The 14,897-nt window shown below is 60.3% G+C and carries 10 protein-coding genes, 2 tRNA genes and 1 pseudogene; 7 read left to right on the top strand and 6 right to left on the bottom strand.

The annotated features are described in order from the left end of the window. The coding region (locus AX703_RS00545) for a hypothetical protein (protein WP_062341856.1) at positions 1 to 508 on the top strand (508 nt) is incomplete at its 5' end. 4 nt (positions 509 to 512) lie between these two features. Beyond that, complete coding sequence (locus AX703_RS00540) at positions 513 to 947, top strand: hypothetical protein (RefSeq protein ID WP_062341855.1); 435 nt, start codon at positions 513 to 515, stop codon at positions 945 to 947. Between the two features lie 122 nt (positions 948 to 1,069). Here the strand turns inward: AX703_RS00540 and AX703_RS00535 are convergent. From AX703_RS00535 to AX703_RS00525, 3 genes and pseudogenes are all read right to left on the bottom strand, one after another. Beyond that, positions 1,070 to 1,690, bottom strand: a pseudogene (locus AX703_RS00535) (ArdC family protein); the annotation flags it as partial. 150 nt (positions 1,691 to 1,840) lie between these two features. Further along, positions 1,841 to 2,512, bottom strand: coding sequence for an RES family NAD+ phosphorylase (locus AX703_RS00530; protein WP_062341853.1), 672 nt, complete (start codon positions 2,510 to 2,512; stop codon positions 1,841 to 1,843). Beyond that, positions 2,509 to 3,030 (bottom strand): MbcA/ParS/Xre antitoxin family protein, encoded by a 522-nt coding sequence (locus tag AX703_RS00525; protein WP_062341850.1) that lies wholly within the window; start codon positions 3,028 to 3,030, stop codon positions 2,509 to 2,511. The genes AX703_RS00530 and AX703_RS00525 overlap by 4 nt, the downstream gene beginning before the upstream one ends. A 97-nt stretch (positions 3,031 to 3,127) precedes the next feature. Between AX703_RS00525 and AX703_RS00520 the strand changes: the two genes are divergently transcribed. After that, positions 3,128 to 3,212 (top strand) — tRNA-Leu (locus AX703_RS00520). A 5-nt stretch (positions 3,213 to 3,217) separates the two neighbouring features. Then, positions 3,218 to 3,293 (top strand) — tRNA-Ile (locus AX703_RS00515). Between the two features lie 82 nt (positions 3,294 to 3,375). Here AX703_RS00515 and AX703_RS00510 read toward each other — a convergent pair. Beyond that, positions 3,376 to 5,385 carry a ParB/RepB/Spo0J family partition protein gene (locus tag AX703_RS00510; RefSeq protein WP_082734324.1) on the bottom strand — a complete coding sequence of 670 codons (2,010 nt, stop codon included), beginning with the start codon at positions 5,383 to 5,385 and terminating at the stop codon, positions 3,376 to 3,378. Positions 5,386 to 5,563: 178 nt separating this feature from the next. On the opposite strand from AX703_RS00510, the gene AX703_RS27110 reads away from it, so the two are divergent. After that, complete coding sequence (locus tag AX703_RS27110; RefSeq protein ID WP_156451857.1) at positions 5,564 to 5,713, top strand: HU family DNA-binding protein; 150 nt, start codon at positions 5,564 to 5,566, stop codon at positions 5,711 to 5,713. 420 nt (positions 5,714 to 6,133) lie between these two features. Here the strand turns inward: AX703_RS27110 and AX703_RS00505 are convergent, their stop codons facing one another. Next, positions 6,134 to 9,823 carry an RNA-directed DNA polymerase gene (locus AX703_RS00505; RefSeq protein ID WP_062341849.1) on the bottom strand — a complete coding sequence of 1,230 codons (3,690 nt, stop codon included), beginning with the start codon at positions 9,821 to 9,823 and terminating at the stop codon, positions 6,134 to 6,136. A 388-nt stretch (positions 9,824 to 10,211) separates the two neighbouring features. On the opposite strand from AX703_RS00505, the gene AX703_RS00500 reads away from it, so the two are divergent. Together AX703_RS00500 and AX703_RS00495 are read left to right on the top strand one after the other, a co-directional pair. Continuing rightward, on the top strand, positions 10,212 to 11,960 hold the full coding sequence (locus AX703_RS00500; RefSeq protein ID WP_062341847.1) for an SIR2 family protein: 1,749 nt from the start codon (positions 10,212 to 10,214) through the stop codon (positions 11,958 to 11,960). Continuing rightward, entirely contained in the window at positions 11,960 to 13,411 is a 1,452-nt protein-coding gene (locus tag AX703_RS00495; RefSeq protein WP_062341845.1) for a hypothetical protein, read from the top strand. The genes AX703_RS00500 and AX703_RS00495 overlap by 1 nt, the downstream gene beginning before the upstream one ends. Positions 13,412 to 13,537: 126 nt before the next feature. On the opposite strand, the gene AX703_RS00490 is transcribed toward AX703_RS00495, so the two are convergent. Further along, positions 13,538 to 14,404: a DUF4238 domain-containing protein gene (locus AX703_RS00490; protein ID WP_062341844.1), complete on the bottom strand. Its 867-nt coding sequence runs from the start codon at positions 14,402 to 14,404 to the stop codon at positions 13,538 to 13,540. Positions 14,405 to 14,897 lie beyond the last annotated feature (493 nt).

Below are 14,897 nucleotides of genomic sequence, written 5' to 3'. Positions count from 1 at the left end.
TTTGGTTGGACACCTATGGTGCCCGGAAGACGGGAGGCGTCCATCCCATAACATGGACGAAGCTAACGAACTGATCGGAGCTCTGATCGATGGCCTTTGGAATGGCCTGACTCAGCACCAGAAGCGCAGCCACCCATTCAGGCTGACCCGCGTATCTATGGATCCTACTGCCGCCAATCTCGGGCACTACGGGCTGATACGTCTTGAGGAACTGGACGGCTTTATCGAAGGTCTGTTCAACGGTCAGGATATCATCGATCTGCCCGAACGTGCTCATGGCGCGATCGCCCATCTGGCCGAGCTGCGCGCGATGATGGGCGGCATCTGCGAACTCGTGGGACGTGACCCCGATGTCGATGATCGTACCCAGCTCGAGACGACATTCAAGCACCTGCGCGAACTGACCAAAATCATGGAAGCCGAAATTCATGAGACCGTGTTGGCTTGCACTCGTGCAAGGCGGCAGATGCTTGACGTCATCCTCACTGAGAAGCCGACGGTGCATTGATCCAATGTCCGAGGAACGCCTACGCGAAAAGCTGCGCAAGATCGAAGCGCTCTATGCAGGTGCCACAACCGCAGGCGAGCAAGCTGCGGCAGGTGCAGCTGCAGAACGCATCCGCCGACAGTTCGCGGCGGCAAGCAAGAAGGAACGTGCCGAGGAGTTCAAGTTTTCAATTCCTGACCCTTGGTCACGACAGCTCTTCATCGCTTTGTGCCGCCGCTATGGCGTCAAGCCATTTCGCTATACGCGCATGCATCGTCAGACAGTGATCGTTCGCGCGCCAGCCAGCTTCGTTCAGATAACGCTATGGCCGGAGTTTGAGGAATTGAGCGGAGCCCTGACCTCGCATCTGGATGAAATCACGCAAAAGATCATCAGGGAGGAAGTGCACGAGGCCACGCAGGATGCGGAAGAAGTGAGCGTGCCGCGTCAGTTGCGCTGAACGTTTTCTCACTCCAGCGAATTGCCTCTGAGGAACCGGGAATATGCCGAAGTCGCGCTTCACCAGATCGCGGAAACTCGAGATCCTACGACACCGTGCGGCATAATCCGGGTTACGGCATTATGCGACAGCTCGTGCGCAAGCGTGGCGTAATAGTGGTCGAAGCCCGTAAACAGCGTCGGCGACGGCATGGTGATGCGATCGGCAACCGGCTCGTAATAGGCTTCATCGCCGTGGTGACGCACTTGTGCCGGGATGGCGGCGAAGAAGGCATCAAGATCGGCCTGGCGCCCTGCGGGTTCAACGGGGGTGATCTCAGGCGCGGGGTAATACCGCTCAGGCAATCCATCCACCTGGTCGGCGCTGAAGATTGCGTAGGCCTTGAGCACACGGCGCGCCTCGCTCGTGCGCTCGCCCGTATCGGGCGCTTCGACCTCCTTGGCGTAGCTCTTGTAGAAGATCGCGATGGTGGACTTCTCACCCTTGCGGACCTGCCCTCCAAGCTGCGCCGCCTGATTGTACGTCATCCAGAAGGGCGAGTTGAACCCGCAGATATCCGCCATGAGCCAGAGCCAGAACACGTTCAGGCCGCGATAGGGGATGCCGCAGGCGCGCAAGGGACGGGACGTGCGCGTTCCCCGCCAGGGCCGGACCCATGGCCGGGTGCCGGCTTCAAGTCGGGTGATGATTTCTCGGGTGATGCGCGCCGCAGGGCTTTCCTGGGACTGGCGCGAAACGGGCATCGCCATGGTTCGCCTCCTGACCGAGCGGACTGGCAGACACGCGGTCCAGCTCGCCACAGGCGATCCCCCTCTCCTTTTCCCTCAGGACCGATATCAATCGCATCCAGGCGAGCCACCATGATTGCCGGTGGCCGACGGGATTCCGCTTGCCTACACCGTGAGGCGCTTGACCTGAATGGTTCGCCCGCATGCTTCGACACTGACCTCGTAGTGGTCGGCCTGGACGACGTCGATTATGTTGGTCGGACGATACGCAACGATGTTGCACCCTTGCCGTCGCCGCAGGCTGTCAAAGAGAATGCCCGCACCTCCCTCCTGGCGGATGCTCTCGCCAAAGATCTGACCAGCATCGTAACTTGGACGGCTGTAAAGGTCGGGATGATCGACCTGCAGGTTGCGAAGGTCGCGATAGTCGCCCAGCAGCGTCGCCGCGTAAGTCCGGTAGACCCGCGTCATTCCGGCGACCTTGCGCGCAACCGCCTCTCGCCGCAGATGATGCGCGACCTCGGCCGCCGCTGTCGCGATTTCGGATGAGGCGTACCAGGCGCCGAGATCCGGTCCGTTGAACCGCATGCCGCTTGGGGCAACGTGCAGATAGCTCGCCATCACGACGCTGGCATTCGGGCGACCATAGACCCATTGCTCGCGCGGCAGCCGATTGAGCCGTTCCGAAACGAGCCTGTCGTTTGTCCACCCGGCGAGGTCCATGACCGCTTCGGCATCCGCGGCAGTCGAGACCGTGTCGAACAGACCAATCGGGGGATAGCGTGATGGGACCAACCGGAAGCTGGGCCGGGGCGCTGCCGAATACCGTATGATCACTGGAAGATGATTTCGGCGTCTTCGTAGGGCGCAAAATCCGCGTCTGCGGCGTTCGGCGGCATATAGAGGCCGCCACGCGCCGCATCGAGGAAGCGTCGTACCATCATCAGGCCTTCCTGCGTCCCGTTCACGACCAGATCGAGTGGCGGATGCCCGCCGAATACAGGCGCGTCATGGGGCTGGCGGAGCCAGGCCACGCCATCGTGCTCGTCGGCAAACAGCACGCCCAAAGCCTGATGAATGCCAAGCACCGCGGAAATGCGCGTCAGGACATCGACATCCAGCATGAAGGAACCATGCTCACGCGCCTGCTTGCACCAGCTGTGATAGGTCGAGCGCGAGGGGTAGCCGAGGATCAGCCGACGCTGCTCCTCATTGAGGCCCCAGAGATCGGCAATTGCCAGGAACGTGCGCAGCCCCGGCGCGCTCAACCGGCGCCGATTGGCAGGCGCAAAGCGGGAGAGATCGAGACCATTTGCTCCCGCGGTTGCACTGGCTGCGATATCAGGTTGCGCCATCGGCTTTTCTCCTGATCTGGATATAGTCCAGATTCGGACAATTTCAAGCAAAAGAGCGCTAACACGATCGGATGATTGCTGCTAAGCGGCACGCGCGGCGGACGTGGCGGAAAGGTAGACGCCGAGGACTTAAAATCCTCTGGGCTTTGCCCGTGCGGGTTCGAGTCCCGCCGTCCGCACCAGGGTGGGGCCTGTAGCTCAATGGTTAGAGCTGGCTGCTCATAACGGCTAGGTTGCGGGTTCGAGTCCTGCCGGGCCCACCATTTTCCAGTTGCATGATCCTACACAGAAGCGATCCCTGCCCACACGGGGAAGAGAACGCTTCCGTCGGCATGGTGTAGAGGGTCAGGCCGCGCGGCTTTCGGGCGCACGCACCTCATCGCCATCCATCTCCGCGATTTGCGTGCCGATTTCAGGCACCGGGTCGGTCTCGGAATCATCGCCGTCGTCGGAGTCGATCGGAGCAAAGCGCATGACCCCGGGCACCCAGGCCAAGGCACGCTCCCGCACATCGGCCTCGGTGATGGCAGACCCCGCAAAGACGCGCTCGGCCGACATCGCCAGGTCTCGCTTCTTGACCGACGCAAACCGGCTCGAAAGTTCGAGGCCGCCGATATCGCTCAGTGCATCGAGGATGACCTGTTTGGACACCCGGTCGAAATAGTTCGCCGCCGTCGGACGCCACCAGCGCGCGATGTCGATGCCGACCAGACCACCCAGGTGATCGAGAAAGGCGATGCGCCGGTCACCGTCGAGATTGAGGCTCGCCTCGAGCGTGCGGCCAATCATCAGGCCAAGCCAGCCAGCGCGGGCTTCGTCACCCAGCGCGCGGAACAGCTCGAACCGGGCAGCCATGGTCTCGCCCGATCGCCAGGTCTCATCGAGGCTGGTGCGCAATTCGGCAAGCGCAGCGGTCGCAGGCGCATCGGCCGGTTCAAAGCCGATGATCGGACCATTGGGAGCACCGCCCCGCAGTGTCGACGGCGACCGGCTATGCCAGTCGCTGCTCTCGACATCCGCCAACACGAATACCAGCACGTCCAGCGCGAGGCCGGGATCGGAGGCCACATGGAGCGCGAGCACATCACGGCGTTGCATGGCAAGTTCATCCACCAGCCGCTTGGACATGACCGACCGCCGTGCCGTGTTGCCAGTAGTTTCGCAGACGGGTTCAAGGCTGTCATCCGCCGTGCTCGCGGACTCCGCGCTGCGTTCGGTGTAATAGACCGGCTGAAGTACCGGCGCGCCATCGCGTCCCAGCGTCAGGATCATGCCTGCCTGGGCACGAAGATGCGGCGCCAACACTTGCGGGCGATCGCGGATCGAACGGCTCTCCTGCTCGATACGATCGAGTTCGGCTTCGGCCGCCGTGATAGCATCGTCGTCGCTGTCTTCATCTTCGAGCACCGCAGCTTGTTCATCGTAGGCGGCGTCGAGCGCCTCGAGCCGCTTGGCTACGTCGTCGGACATGGGAGCCGGCTCGGTGGCCAGCTGTGCAAGACCTTGGACCATGTCATGGCTCGCATAGGACTCAAGCGTGGGGCGAACCCAGGCCAGACCCTGTTCGGCGGCAAGAGCAGTGGCATGCGCGTCCATGCGCGCAGCGGCCAGCTGCTCGAGCAAGGCAACGTCCAGCCAGGCTTCGCTGTCCTCATCGTCGAACAGTTCGCGCTCGACCCGGCCGCCTGCCGCTTCGTAGGCCTCACGTCCCACCAGGCGCGCGCGTGGATCATTGCCGCGTACCGTCTCGGACAGCACCATGCGGCGGATACTGGCGGCATTGGGCGCATAGTACGCGGTCGAGATCTGCTCGAAGACGCGGGTCTGGATTTCACAATCGGACGTGGCACCGTAGGCCTTGGCCAGATCCAGCGTGATGTCCCCTGCGGCAAGCGCCGCAAAGACAACCGGTGCGAGGTTTGCCAGCCGCAGCCGTCCTTCGACGAACCGTACCGTCAGCCCGAAACGTCGGGCGACGTCCTCGGTGCTCGCCCCTTCGGCAATCAGCGTGGCAAAGGCCTGCGCTTCATCGGCCGGGTTCATGTTCAACCGATGGAAATTCTCGGCGAGGCTGGCTTCCACCGCGTCGGCGCCCGACGATCCGAGCACCAGACACGAAACCGGATGGTCGCGGGGCAGAACCTTGTCGTCAGCGAGCGCCATCAGCGCCTGGCGGCGGCGTTCGCCGGCCTCGACGGTGTAGCGCCCCTTGGCCGCAGGCCGAACCAGCAGGTTCTGCAGCAAGCCAACGGACGCGATGCTCGCCTTGAGCTCTGCATCCGCTGCGGAATCCGAATGTTTGCGGACGTTGCGCGGCGATGGGCCGAGTTTGCTCAACGGGATCTGTGAAATCATGGACTGGCTCCTGAGTAGCGAGCCGCGATGCTCCGACTACCGGTCCCGCAAGGCTCGCTGCACCAAGGCCCCCTCCCCTCTCTGCCACAGACGCAGATGGCGGGGTGATACCGCGCGTCTGGATCAGCCGAACCACCCGCAGTAATCAGGCATTAATCGCGATGGAGGACCATGAGCGATGAACGCATGTGAACTTGCCGAAGCAGTTGCTGCCAGCCACGGCCTGAGCAACACAGATGCGCGCAAGATCGTCGATGCCGTGTTTGCTGCAATCGCGAATGCGGCTGTTCGAGGCTACCAACCCTCGAAAGTGAAGAGAATTCCATAGCGAAGTTGTACGATCATTGGGCCTGTCACGGCAGTCCGAGGTCGGATTGAAGCCCGCAATTGCAGAAAGCGCAATCGTATTTCCGTCGTTCGCACTTGCAGCATCAGACTTCCAAGCCCAGAGGAGACGGGCCTTTCAGGCATCCTCTCCCAAACTTTCAAGGCCGGTCTTTTGATCGGCCTTTTTTCTGGCCGAGAATGCGGACCTTGGCGACTGTCCGGATTCAGGAGCGATATCGTGGTTAGCTGCCCAACGTTCAGATGGGTCCGAACCGCAATCGCAGAGCAAACGCCCTTCATTCCGTTCACTGAGAGCCTCTTTGTTATAGCTGTTGATATCTCAACGGCCACGCCATTGCGGCCCGACCCGCCAGCGTTACCATGGGTTCGGAGGGGAGCAGCGAGACCCGCCTGCTCCTCATCAGCAACCAGCCGGGGGGTATTTCCAGTCGAAACTGCTGGAGAGGCCATGCTGCCGCCGCGATTTCATATCTTCGATATCGTCGATCTCGAAAAACGAAATTGTCGCTTGCGGTTGCCCATGTGTGTGGAAGACCTGCCGCTTGTGCGGGCCGCCCTTCGGCATGTGCGCATTGCTTCCGCCAAAGGCTCCGTTATTGGCGACAAGCACAAGCTGAAACATATGGTAGTGCAGCGCCTGGGCCATTTGATCGAAAGTCCCGACATCGCGGTTGAGTGCGGGGATGGCGAACACATCCGAAATATCACGCAGATCGCTGGCGAGCTTCAAATCTGTGGCATCGTAGCAGACCGACCCGGTCAGCCATAACGGATCCTTCGCGGCGTCAGGCGACCACTCATACCCCACGAGCCACTGGCATGGTCGAAAACCGATAATCTTTTCCGTGGGGACATTGAACGGCTGCTCAACTGGCGAGAGATGTTGTTTCCCTTGCCTTCGGATGATCGTTTGTAGTCCCTGTCCCTCGACCATCCTAGGGATGACCCACAAGGCCGAATTGACGAGCGGCTGCCCAGGTACGACATGCTCATAGACCATTCCAGCCAAGATCGCAGTTTTGAATGCACGCGCGAATGGCACGAGATGCGTGGCGACGTCAGCTGGGTGAACCGACAGTTCTGGTAGGATCAGCCAGTCCAGGCGCTTATTGTCGGGCTTATGCGTTTCTCGCAGGTCGAGCATTTTTTCGACCGCGGCGAGCGCAGTTGACAGGTGCTTGCGGTGCTTGCGCCGAAGACTTGGGTGGAGCATCTCGAGGTCGCTAGCAGAGAAATCGGCCTCTTCGGGCATGATCGACTGGACAACGCAGGCCCGAAGCGGCCGATCCTTCTTCCGCGTACCTGGGATTGGGGCGGCGACCTTGATCATTAGGAGCCCAGTCGCGGATCCTATGGCGTCGTGCGCGCTGGCAACCGCCGCCGCGACGTTAGCAAGGGTCGTTTCCAGCGAAAGCTTATCTCCATCGTCCTGACTGTGCCGGCACCCAGGCCAGATAAGCAGCGAAAATAAAAGGTCCTGGGTAAATTGCGAGATTGGAAGCCAATCGTCGCCGAAGGCCTCATGGCCATTGTAGAAGCCGTACTGACGCTGAAACCAATGACCGCGCGTCGGGCGATAAAGTGGCTGTGCTTCCTTCCAAGACGGACGGCGGACCGGAAGGCTGAAATCGACCCGCGCCGTTAGTATGAAGCGAAGCAGATAACCTAACTGGAACCGCCAGTGCTGCGTCTCGTCTGCCCATGTCGGCGCCGCGTAAATCGACCTGTACGTTTTGGTGGTCTCAGCCGAGCGGATTGAGATCGCTTTCACAACGGCGTAGTTACCGACGCCTTCTAGTGAAACCTGTATCGTGGAGGGCGTGACCACTGAAGGAATTGCACCTCGCTTGGCCTCCTCGAGGAATTTCTCAGCGAAGCTCAGGACACCCAGTTCGTTTCGCAGTACATTGAGCGGCCCATGATCATGGACATATTGTTGTAGCGACTGCATACCCGCCCCGCTGGACCAGGCAGTGATACCTAGGTCCTCCGCAATGCCAGGTCCGACGGTGACCTCTTGCTCGACGGCCCGATAGACGTCGCGCGCAAATTCGATGTCGCGAGCGGCGATTTCACTAAACCGTCCCGGCGTGAGGGACATGCGGATCAAGTCGATGGCGCGCTCTTTCGAGAGGAAAGATCGGCGAGCGACGACCGCCGTTATCGCGAAGTCCCGATCTGCAAACCTTGAATGGTCACCCTGGAGGAATGCGATCATCCGCCAATAGGTGACATTAGCCCTCGGAAGCCTAGGCGGTCTCGCCAGCGCAGGATCGTGCACAGTAATGAAGAGAAGGGCCTGCTGCACGACATACCAAGGGGCGTTGCGGGCTTTCCCTTCGACGATGCGGACTGCGCATTTTAGCAAGATCTGTCGATAGCCCGGCAGGTTGACGTTCGCGGGAACGCATTCCGGGTCTTCGATAAAGCCCGTTTCCGTCGCGCCCGCACGTAGTATCTCAGCCAAGCAGTAATAAGCGATGCGGCGCGGTGCAAAGGCACCGATATCACCAGCAAGGTAGGGCTCGAACAGCTTCAGGATTTCCGATAGTATCTGTGGCGATGGCCAAAGATCCAAGGCAATCCTCAGGAGACGGACGTTGGACGGATCGGTGATCCATCGGTCGATGAGCATTAGGGCGAATGCATGCGCTTCGTCGTCCAGTTCCGCCTGAGAGAGGCGAGTGCGCCTGTAGGTTTCGTCTCCAACATCAACCGGGTCCTTGAAGGGGCGATCATCCAGCAGCGGCCGCAGCGAGCGGAAGGTCGTCCGAAAGCGACCGGCTGCAAATCGCCCGATTGTCTCGTCCTTCACGTCGGGAACAGCCTTCAATGCCTCCGGCCGGAATGCGTCTGATCCGTTCAAGCTGGCTTGAGAGCGAACCAGTGCCTCGATCGCCTGGATGACTTCCTCGCCGCCACTGGCATCGAAGCCGCCTGATATCGCGCTCTGGATCCGCTCCATCTTCCTGGATTGGCGCACCAGTGGCTGTTCCTCGCCACCGAAGGATGCGGTCGTCGTTTTATCGGGTGCGACTTCAAGACCCGTGATGTCCTGGTCGAGAAGGTTGCCTAGCCACTCCATGACGCGCTCTTGCGCGTCTGCTGGTGTGACCCCCGCTGCCGTCGAAATCGTAAGCCTGATGTCATCCACATATCGACAGGCGTCGCGAAGCCACACGCCGGCCGCGATCTCTCGTTCGAACGCGGAAAGGACCGCTGCATCGAAATCGAGCATAACAATGTTTGAGAAGAACCCCGCGGCTACAAGACCCTGCGGCAGCGCGACTCTCTCGAACTGGGGTATGCCGGCTTGCTGCTTATAGCGGGATACCTGTTTCTGATCCGCTTCGCTCCAACCCCAATCAAGGATGGTCCTGGCGAGCTCGAAGAATGCCTCGTCATCGCCTGGTTGCTGAAGTTGCCGAATTTTTGCGTGCAGCGCCTCGGGCGTGACGCGATCATAGAATTGCTTCAGGTCGGTCTGGACGATGAGTACTGACTGATCCTTGTCCGTCAGGCTTGCCGCTACGGTTTCGGGTCGATTGAGGAATACGCGATAGTCCTGAAAGAAGGCGCGATATAGTTTCGACGATCCCCAACGATGAACTAGTAGGTGGCCCGACTCCATCGGATCGCAGAATAGCCTGTTGCCATATGACATAACCGATCGTCTTCCGGCTGGCGATCGATATTCACGGCGTGGATCGCCTTGGATGGTCTCGACCCTTTCGCTTAAGCAAAGCAGCACGGCGGTGGCGGCGACCTGGTCAGAAAGCGATACATGAGCGAGAGGGCGGATCTTTGCTGCCCCGGTCTTCTGAGGTTGCCAGAGGCCCGCGCTATCAACGTGCCAGCGTTGACTTTTGGGAGCTGGAACAAGCTTGAGCCCACTGGTCTCAAAGGAACCCGAGCGCATCTTCTCCGATAACACGGACAAGAATTCTGGAAGGTTTGCGGCGGCGCGATCTAGCTCCAGCGTATCAGAGAACCAATTATGGTGCCGAATGTAAGATGCTGACTTCTTCCAAGCCTGAACGAGTACATATTCTTGGGCAGCGAGGTCCAACGTAGGAAACAGGCGCTGCATGTCAGTCCGTCCTTAGAACGAGTTACACCAACGCCACCGGCAGTGCGTCAGTCCGTTAGCCATCCTATGTACGAAAGCGTGCCAACCTGTCATCCACCATTGAAGACGCCTGTTTACTTCTTGCATATCGCCGCATCCAATGGACGCGAAGCCCAGCCTCACATGAAGAGGAGGTCAGCCGCGGTCGGATGTTTTGACTTTACAGCCGATCTGCCACCTCAAAAGGTGGCGCTCGCCTGACACGGATTAAAGGAACAAGACCATAACGTCCGTCCCAACACTGTCCGCCGTTCAATTCGCCACCGCGTTCGCACTTAGGCCGAATTTGGTGGGCTGGTTTCTGGGGGCCGGAGCGTCCGCGTCATCGGGAATTCCAACGGGCTATGCGATGATCCGCGATTTCAAGGCGCAGATTTTCTGTCACGAGAACAAACTGTCTAAGCGCGAGATCGATACGGTCGATCCGATCTGGATTGAACGCATAGACGCCTATTTCCGCCAATCCGCGATACTGCCGCCTGACGGCGATCCCACCGAATATGCGGCGGCCTTTGAGGCGGTCTACCCCCAGGCCAGGCACCGCCGTCAATATATCGAAGACGCTATCGCGAAGGGCACACCTTGCTTTGGGCACAAGGTGCTCGCGGGCCTAATCGCCGCCGGGATGGCCGACTGCGTGTTTACGACCAACTTCGATCCTCTGGTCGAAGACGCGACGGTAACGGCCAACGCTCGCCTTCCGGTCGCCGATCAGGTTCGCCCAACGGTCGCGGCGATCGACTCTGCGGATCGCGCCATGCGATGTCTCAACGAGTCCGACTGGCCGCTCATCGCTAAGCTTCATGGCGACTATCAGTCGATCGCAATCAAAAATACCGGCTCTGAACTAGAGGCGCAGGACGAGCGCATGCGCCACGTGCTGGTCGAGGCCGGCAAGCGCTACGGCATGCTGTTCGTAGGCTATAGCGGCCGCGACGCTTCGATCATGGAAGCGTTGAATACAGTTCTCGACGGGCCGTCTCCGTTCCCGAACGGGCTCTACTGGCTCGCATCCTCGGCGACGCGCCTGCTCCCTTCCGTCACCGCGTTACTGACCCGTGCGCGGAGCCTCGGCGTCGACGTAGCGGTCGTCGAATGCGCAACCTTTGATGAACTGGCGGCCGACGTCGTCAAGATCGCGGACCTACCGCCGCAGCTCTATGACTGGGTAATGGAGGGCAGACCAACCCCGCGCCTTGTGCCGGTCCAAATCCCAACCATTGAAGCCCGGACGTTCCCGGTGCTTCGTTACTCGGCCCTGCTCATTGAGAAGATGCCGAACACCGCCCGGCGCATGATGCTCACCTCGGCCACCTCCTCGCCCGAGGTTAGAGCGCTCCTCAAGGAAAAGAAGTGTCGGGCCACGGTCGCCGCGATGGGACGCGAACTGGCGGTGTTCGGCAAAGACCAGGAAGTGCTGGCAGCTCTTTCCCCTCTCGGAGCCAGACTCGCCGGTGAGATCGCCTTGGACCCGGCAACGGACAGTTGGGCGCTAGGCCTTTTGTACGACGCACTGGTCCGCGCGCTCACGCGACGCCGCCCTCTCATCCCGCGCCTTAGGCGTGCGGGGCATTCAATCGATGTCGCAACACCCCGTGACGGCGACGATGCGGACCGGATCCGGCGCGACGAGCAGACCCTGAAAAAGCTGCGGGACTCATATGGGAGTGCACTCACAGGTAAGGTGCCCAAGCTCGGATTTCCGTTCCAAGAAGGCATCACCGTCAAGCTCGAGCAGGTCGACAATCGGTGGTGGTGCGGGTTTGAGCCCTATACGTTCGTCCAGATTCCGAGACCTGACGCTCCTGGTGCGAGCGCTCCGGACGAGCCCGCCGATACCGACCCGATCGCCGCGCGTTTAGAACGCGGCGGCGACCCAGCAGGCGACTGGCGGCGGGAGCGCTGGGCTCAACGCTACAATAAGAATTGGGCCGCGATCATTGATGCCTGGTCGCAGCTTCTGACTGGCGGCCGCGAGCCGGTCCGTACGGTTGGACTGGAAGATGGCACCGGAATCGACGCGGTGTTCGAGTTGTCCCGGTACACAGGCTGGAGCCGCGCTGGTCATCATCACGCTTATTTCAACAGGAGCAGGTGATGGCTAACCCTGCGCTAGTGTCGAAGTTGCCGCCCTTCACGCTGCTCGACGAGCCTGATCTCGCTTTTTCGCCCTCTGACGCGACGCATCTCGACGTCCATCCGCTGCGTGGGCTCCTGAACTTCGGGCCATATTCGAAGGGCTCGTTCGGCGGATACATTTCCCGGATCCGCATTGCCACGGTCGGACCGGAAAGCGCGTTCCGGCAGCGAGGTGAGTTAATGGCATCGCTGCGAAGCCCGTACAGGGCGTCCGACCGATCCGAATATGTCCCGGAATATCCTGGCTTCGAGCGGCTTTTCCATGTGGCCCTGGAGGCGGCTCCGGCGGAGGCGCATGTCAAATGGCCAGACCATCTGGCGCAGCTTCCGGGAGATGGCGACCCACAGGCGAGGCTGTTCCTATCAATGGAGGCAGCGCTGCGCAGGTTGGACTCCGTTCGCGACACGTTTGACGTCGCGCTGGTCCATTTTCCCGACGCATGGGCTCCCGCCACCCGCAGCAATGTCTTCGATGCGCATGACGCGCTCAAGGCCTTGGGCGCCCGCCTCAACATCCCCACGCAAGTCCTGAACGATCGGGCCTTCACATTCAATCACAAGGCATCGCTCGCCTGGCGTCTGGCCACCGCGCTTTACGTCAAGGCGGCGGGTACGCCGTGGAAGCTTGCTCCCCTCCAGGGCGTGCCGCCCGATACCGCCTATATCGGCCTTGCCTACGCACTGCGCGGCGATCAGCGCGAGGCGCATTATGTGACGTGCTGCTCGCAGGTGTTCGACATGGACGGCGGCGGCATGCAGTTCGTGGCGTTCGAGGCGCGGGACCCGGTGGCGGACGTCGCCGAGGCACGTCGCAACCCGTTTCTGAGCCGCGATGACATGCGAGCCGTCCTTGCTCGCAGTCTCGAACTCTATCAGGGGCGCAACGGCGGCAACCTCCCCAAACGAATGGTCATTCACAAGACCACGGCGTTTAAGGAGGAGGAGATTGCGGGCGCGTTCGACGCGCTCACCGGGGTTGCCGAGATTGAGTGCGTCGAGATCAACACTTCAGCAAGCTGGCGCGGTGTCTGGCTCATCAAATCGGGCCGTCAGAGCCCGCCAAGCTGGCCGTCGGGCTATCCGGTGCCGCGGGGTACAATGGTCATACGTTCCGGCGCGTCGGCGCTCGTCTGGGTAGCCGGAAATGCGCCCGAGGTCTCGACCAAGGGGGATTATTATCAGGGCAAGAAGAGCATTCCGAGGCCGCTCCAGCTCATTCGTCATGCGGGCAGCGGCCCGCTTGAACTGACAGCACGGGAAGCGCTGGCGCTCACGAAGATGGATTGGAACAACGATGCGCTTTACGATCCGGTCCCGGTGAGCATCCGCTATTCACAGCGGTTAGCGCGAACGATCGCCAACGTGCCCGACCTGCCGCGCAGCGTCTATCCATACCGCCTCTTCATGTAAGCGGACAGCTATTCGCACGCGGTGCCAGGCAAGGCTCACCGGTAGGAATTAGGGTGCCGCGTGTCGCCCTGTAACGGCAGCATGTCGGCGGTATCTAATTCGCCTAGAGTATCCCGCTGCCTTAGCTCAGGTCAGGAGCGGCGCGTAAGTGTCGGTGCCGATCGTTGGAGCGAAGGTCCGTTCGGCTGTGAAGTCAGATCGATTGGATATTACGAAGCGTGACGCCATGAACACTTGGCCGGTGTTCTCGCTCGCGACCATACTGTCGTCCAACACCACCGGGGAAAGCCGATCAGCAAATTTTCTAAGTTCGCGAAAGCTCCCAACACGTGGATGGCAATAGAGCACTACGCGGGGCGACACGATGAACACGAGATAGGCGCCAGGTACCAGCGCGATTGACTTCACCCATCGGCGGTTATCAGGGCTTCGAAACATGACCGGGTTGTCTGATGTCACAAACGGAGTTTCGCTATCGTTACGCGCGAAAATCCAGAAAGAGCGCATGAACCGTTTGGTTAAACCGCGCACCATGCAAGGATCCCACATCAACTCGGTATGCAATTCGCGAGCTTCATCGGCACTGATCGGCGCGCCGCGTTCAAGCTCGACGAGCGCTGAAAGCAATTCTCTCGTGTCGAGAGTTCGCAGTATCTGAACAGCGAGATATCGTGCGACGATCCAACGATTGATCCGCGGGATTGGGAGCTTCTTTAGTGACTCCATCTGCTGCAACCATTCGAGCCACTGGTCCGTGATGAGGGAGACTTCACTTTCCATCTCGGATAGCTGCTTTTCCATGGCGAGCGGGTCGTTACCTTCCTCCTCATATTGCGTGAGCCGATAGAACTGGTTCTCGGCCGCAACAGCGCCAGGCGAGGTTTGAAAGATACGGTCGTTCTGTTTGTCCCAAGCCCACAGCCGACCCGAAACATCCGCGAACCGACGCAGATGGAATTGAGGAACATAATGGTGGAGCTTGGGTGCGTTCACGCCCTGACTGAACGGACGTCAGCTTTCGACGTCAAGTCTATCACACTTTTAGGGCAGCTATTGCGGCGGCCGCGGTCGACACGTTGAGCGGGGGTGGGACTGGCGGGTCCCGACCAGTTTAAGCCGTTCCGACATTTTATGGGAACGTCGGGTAACACCAAAACCGGCCATTCTGCGCGCGGCGATCCGTTGATCACTCTCGCCGCATTGCCGGTCACTCAGCGCCGGCGGTCGCCCCAATCAAAACGGTCCTTCGTTAACCAAGACCGCACAGTGTCGAAAGACTCGGCCTTAGACAAAACCGCCGTCCTCGAAGAAATCGCCGAACGCTAGATCGAGCTACTGAACGGCCGAACCATCCTCGGCAACAGCGCCTCCAATTATTCGAGAGCATCTCTTCTGCGTTGCGCGATTGCATCGGCCAGAGCAGTGTATCTGGTCGTCCGTGAACAAAGCGAAGTTCGTTTCGGTGCCGGGTAGACCGGGTCTGTCA

The organism is Novosphingobium sp. CCH12-A3, assembly GCF_001556015.1.
Lineage (GTDB): Bacteria > Pseudomonadota > Alphaproteobacteria > Sphingomonadales > Sphingomonadaceae > Novosphingobium > Novosphingobium subterraneum.
The sequence above is the reverse complement of the archived record's forward strand: the minus strand, read 5'-3'. Positions and strand labels throughout refer to the sequence as shown.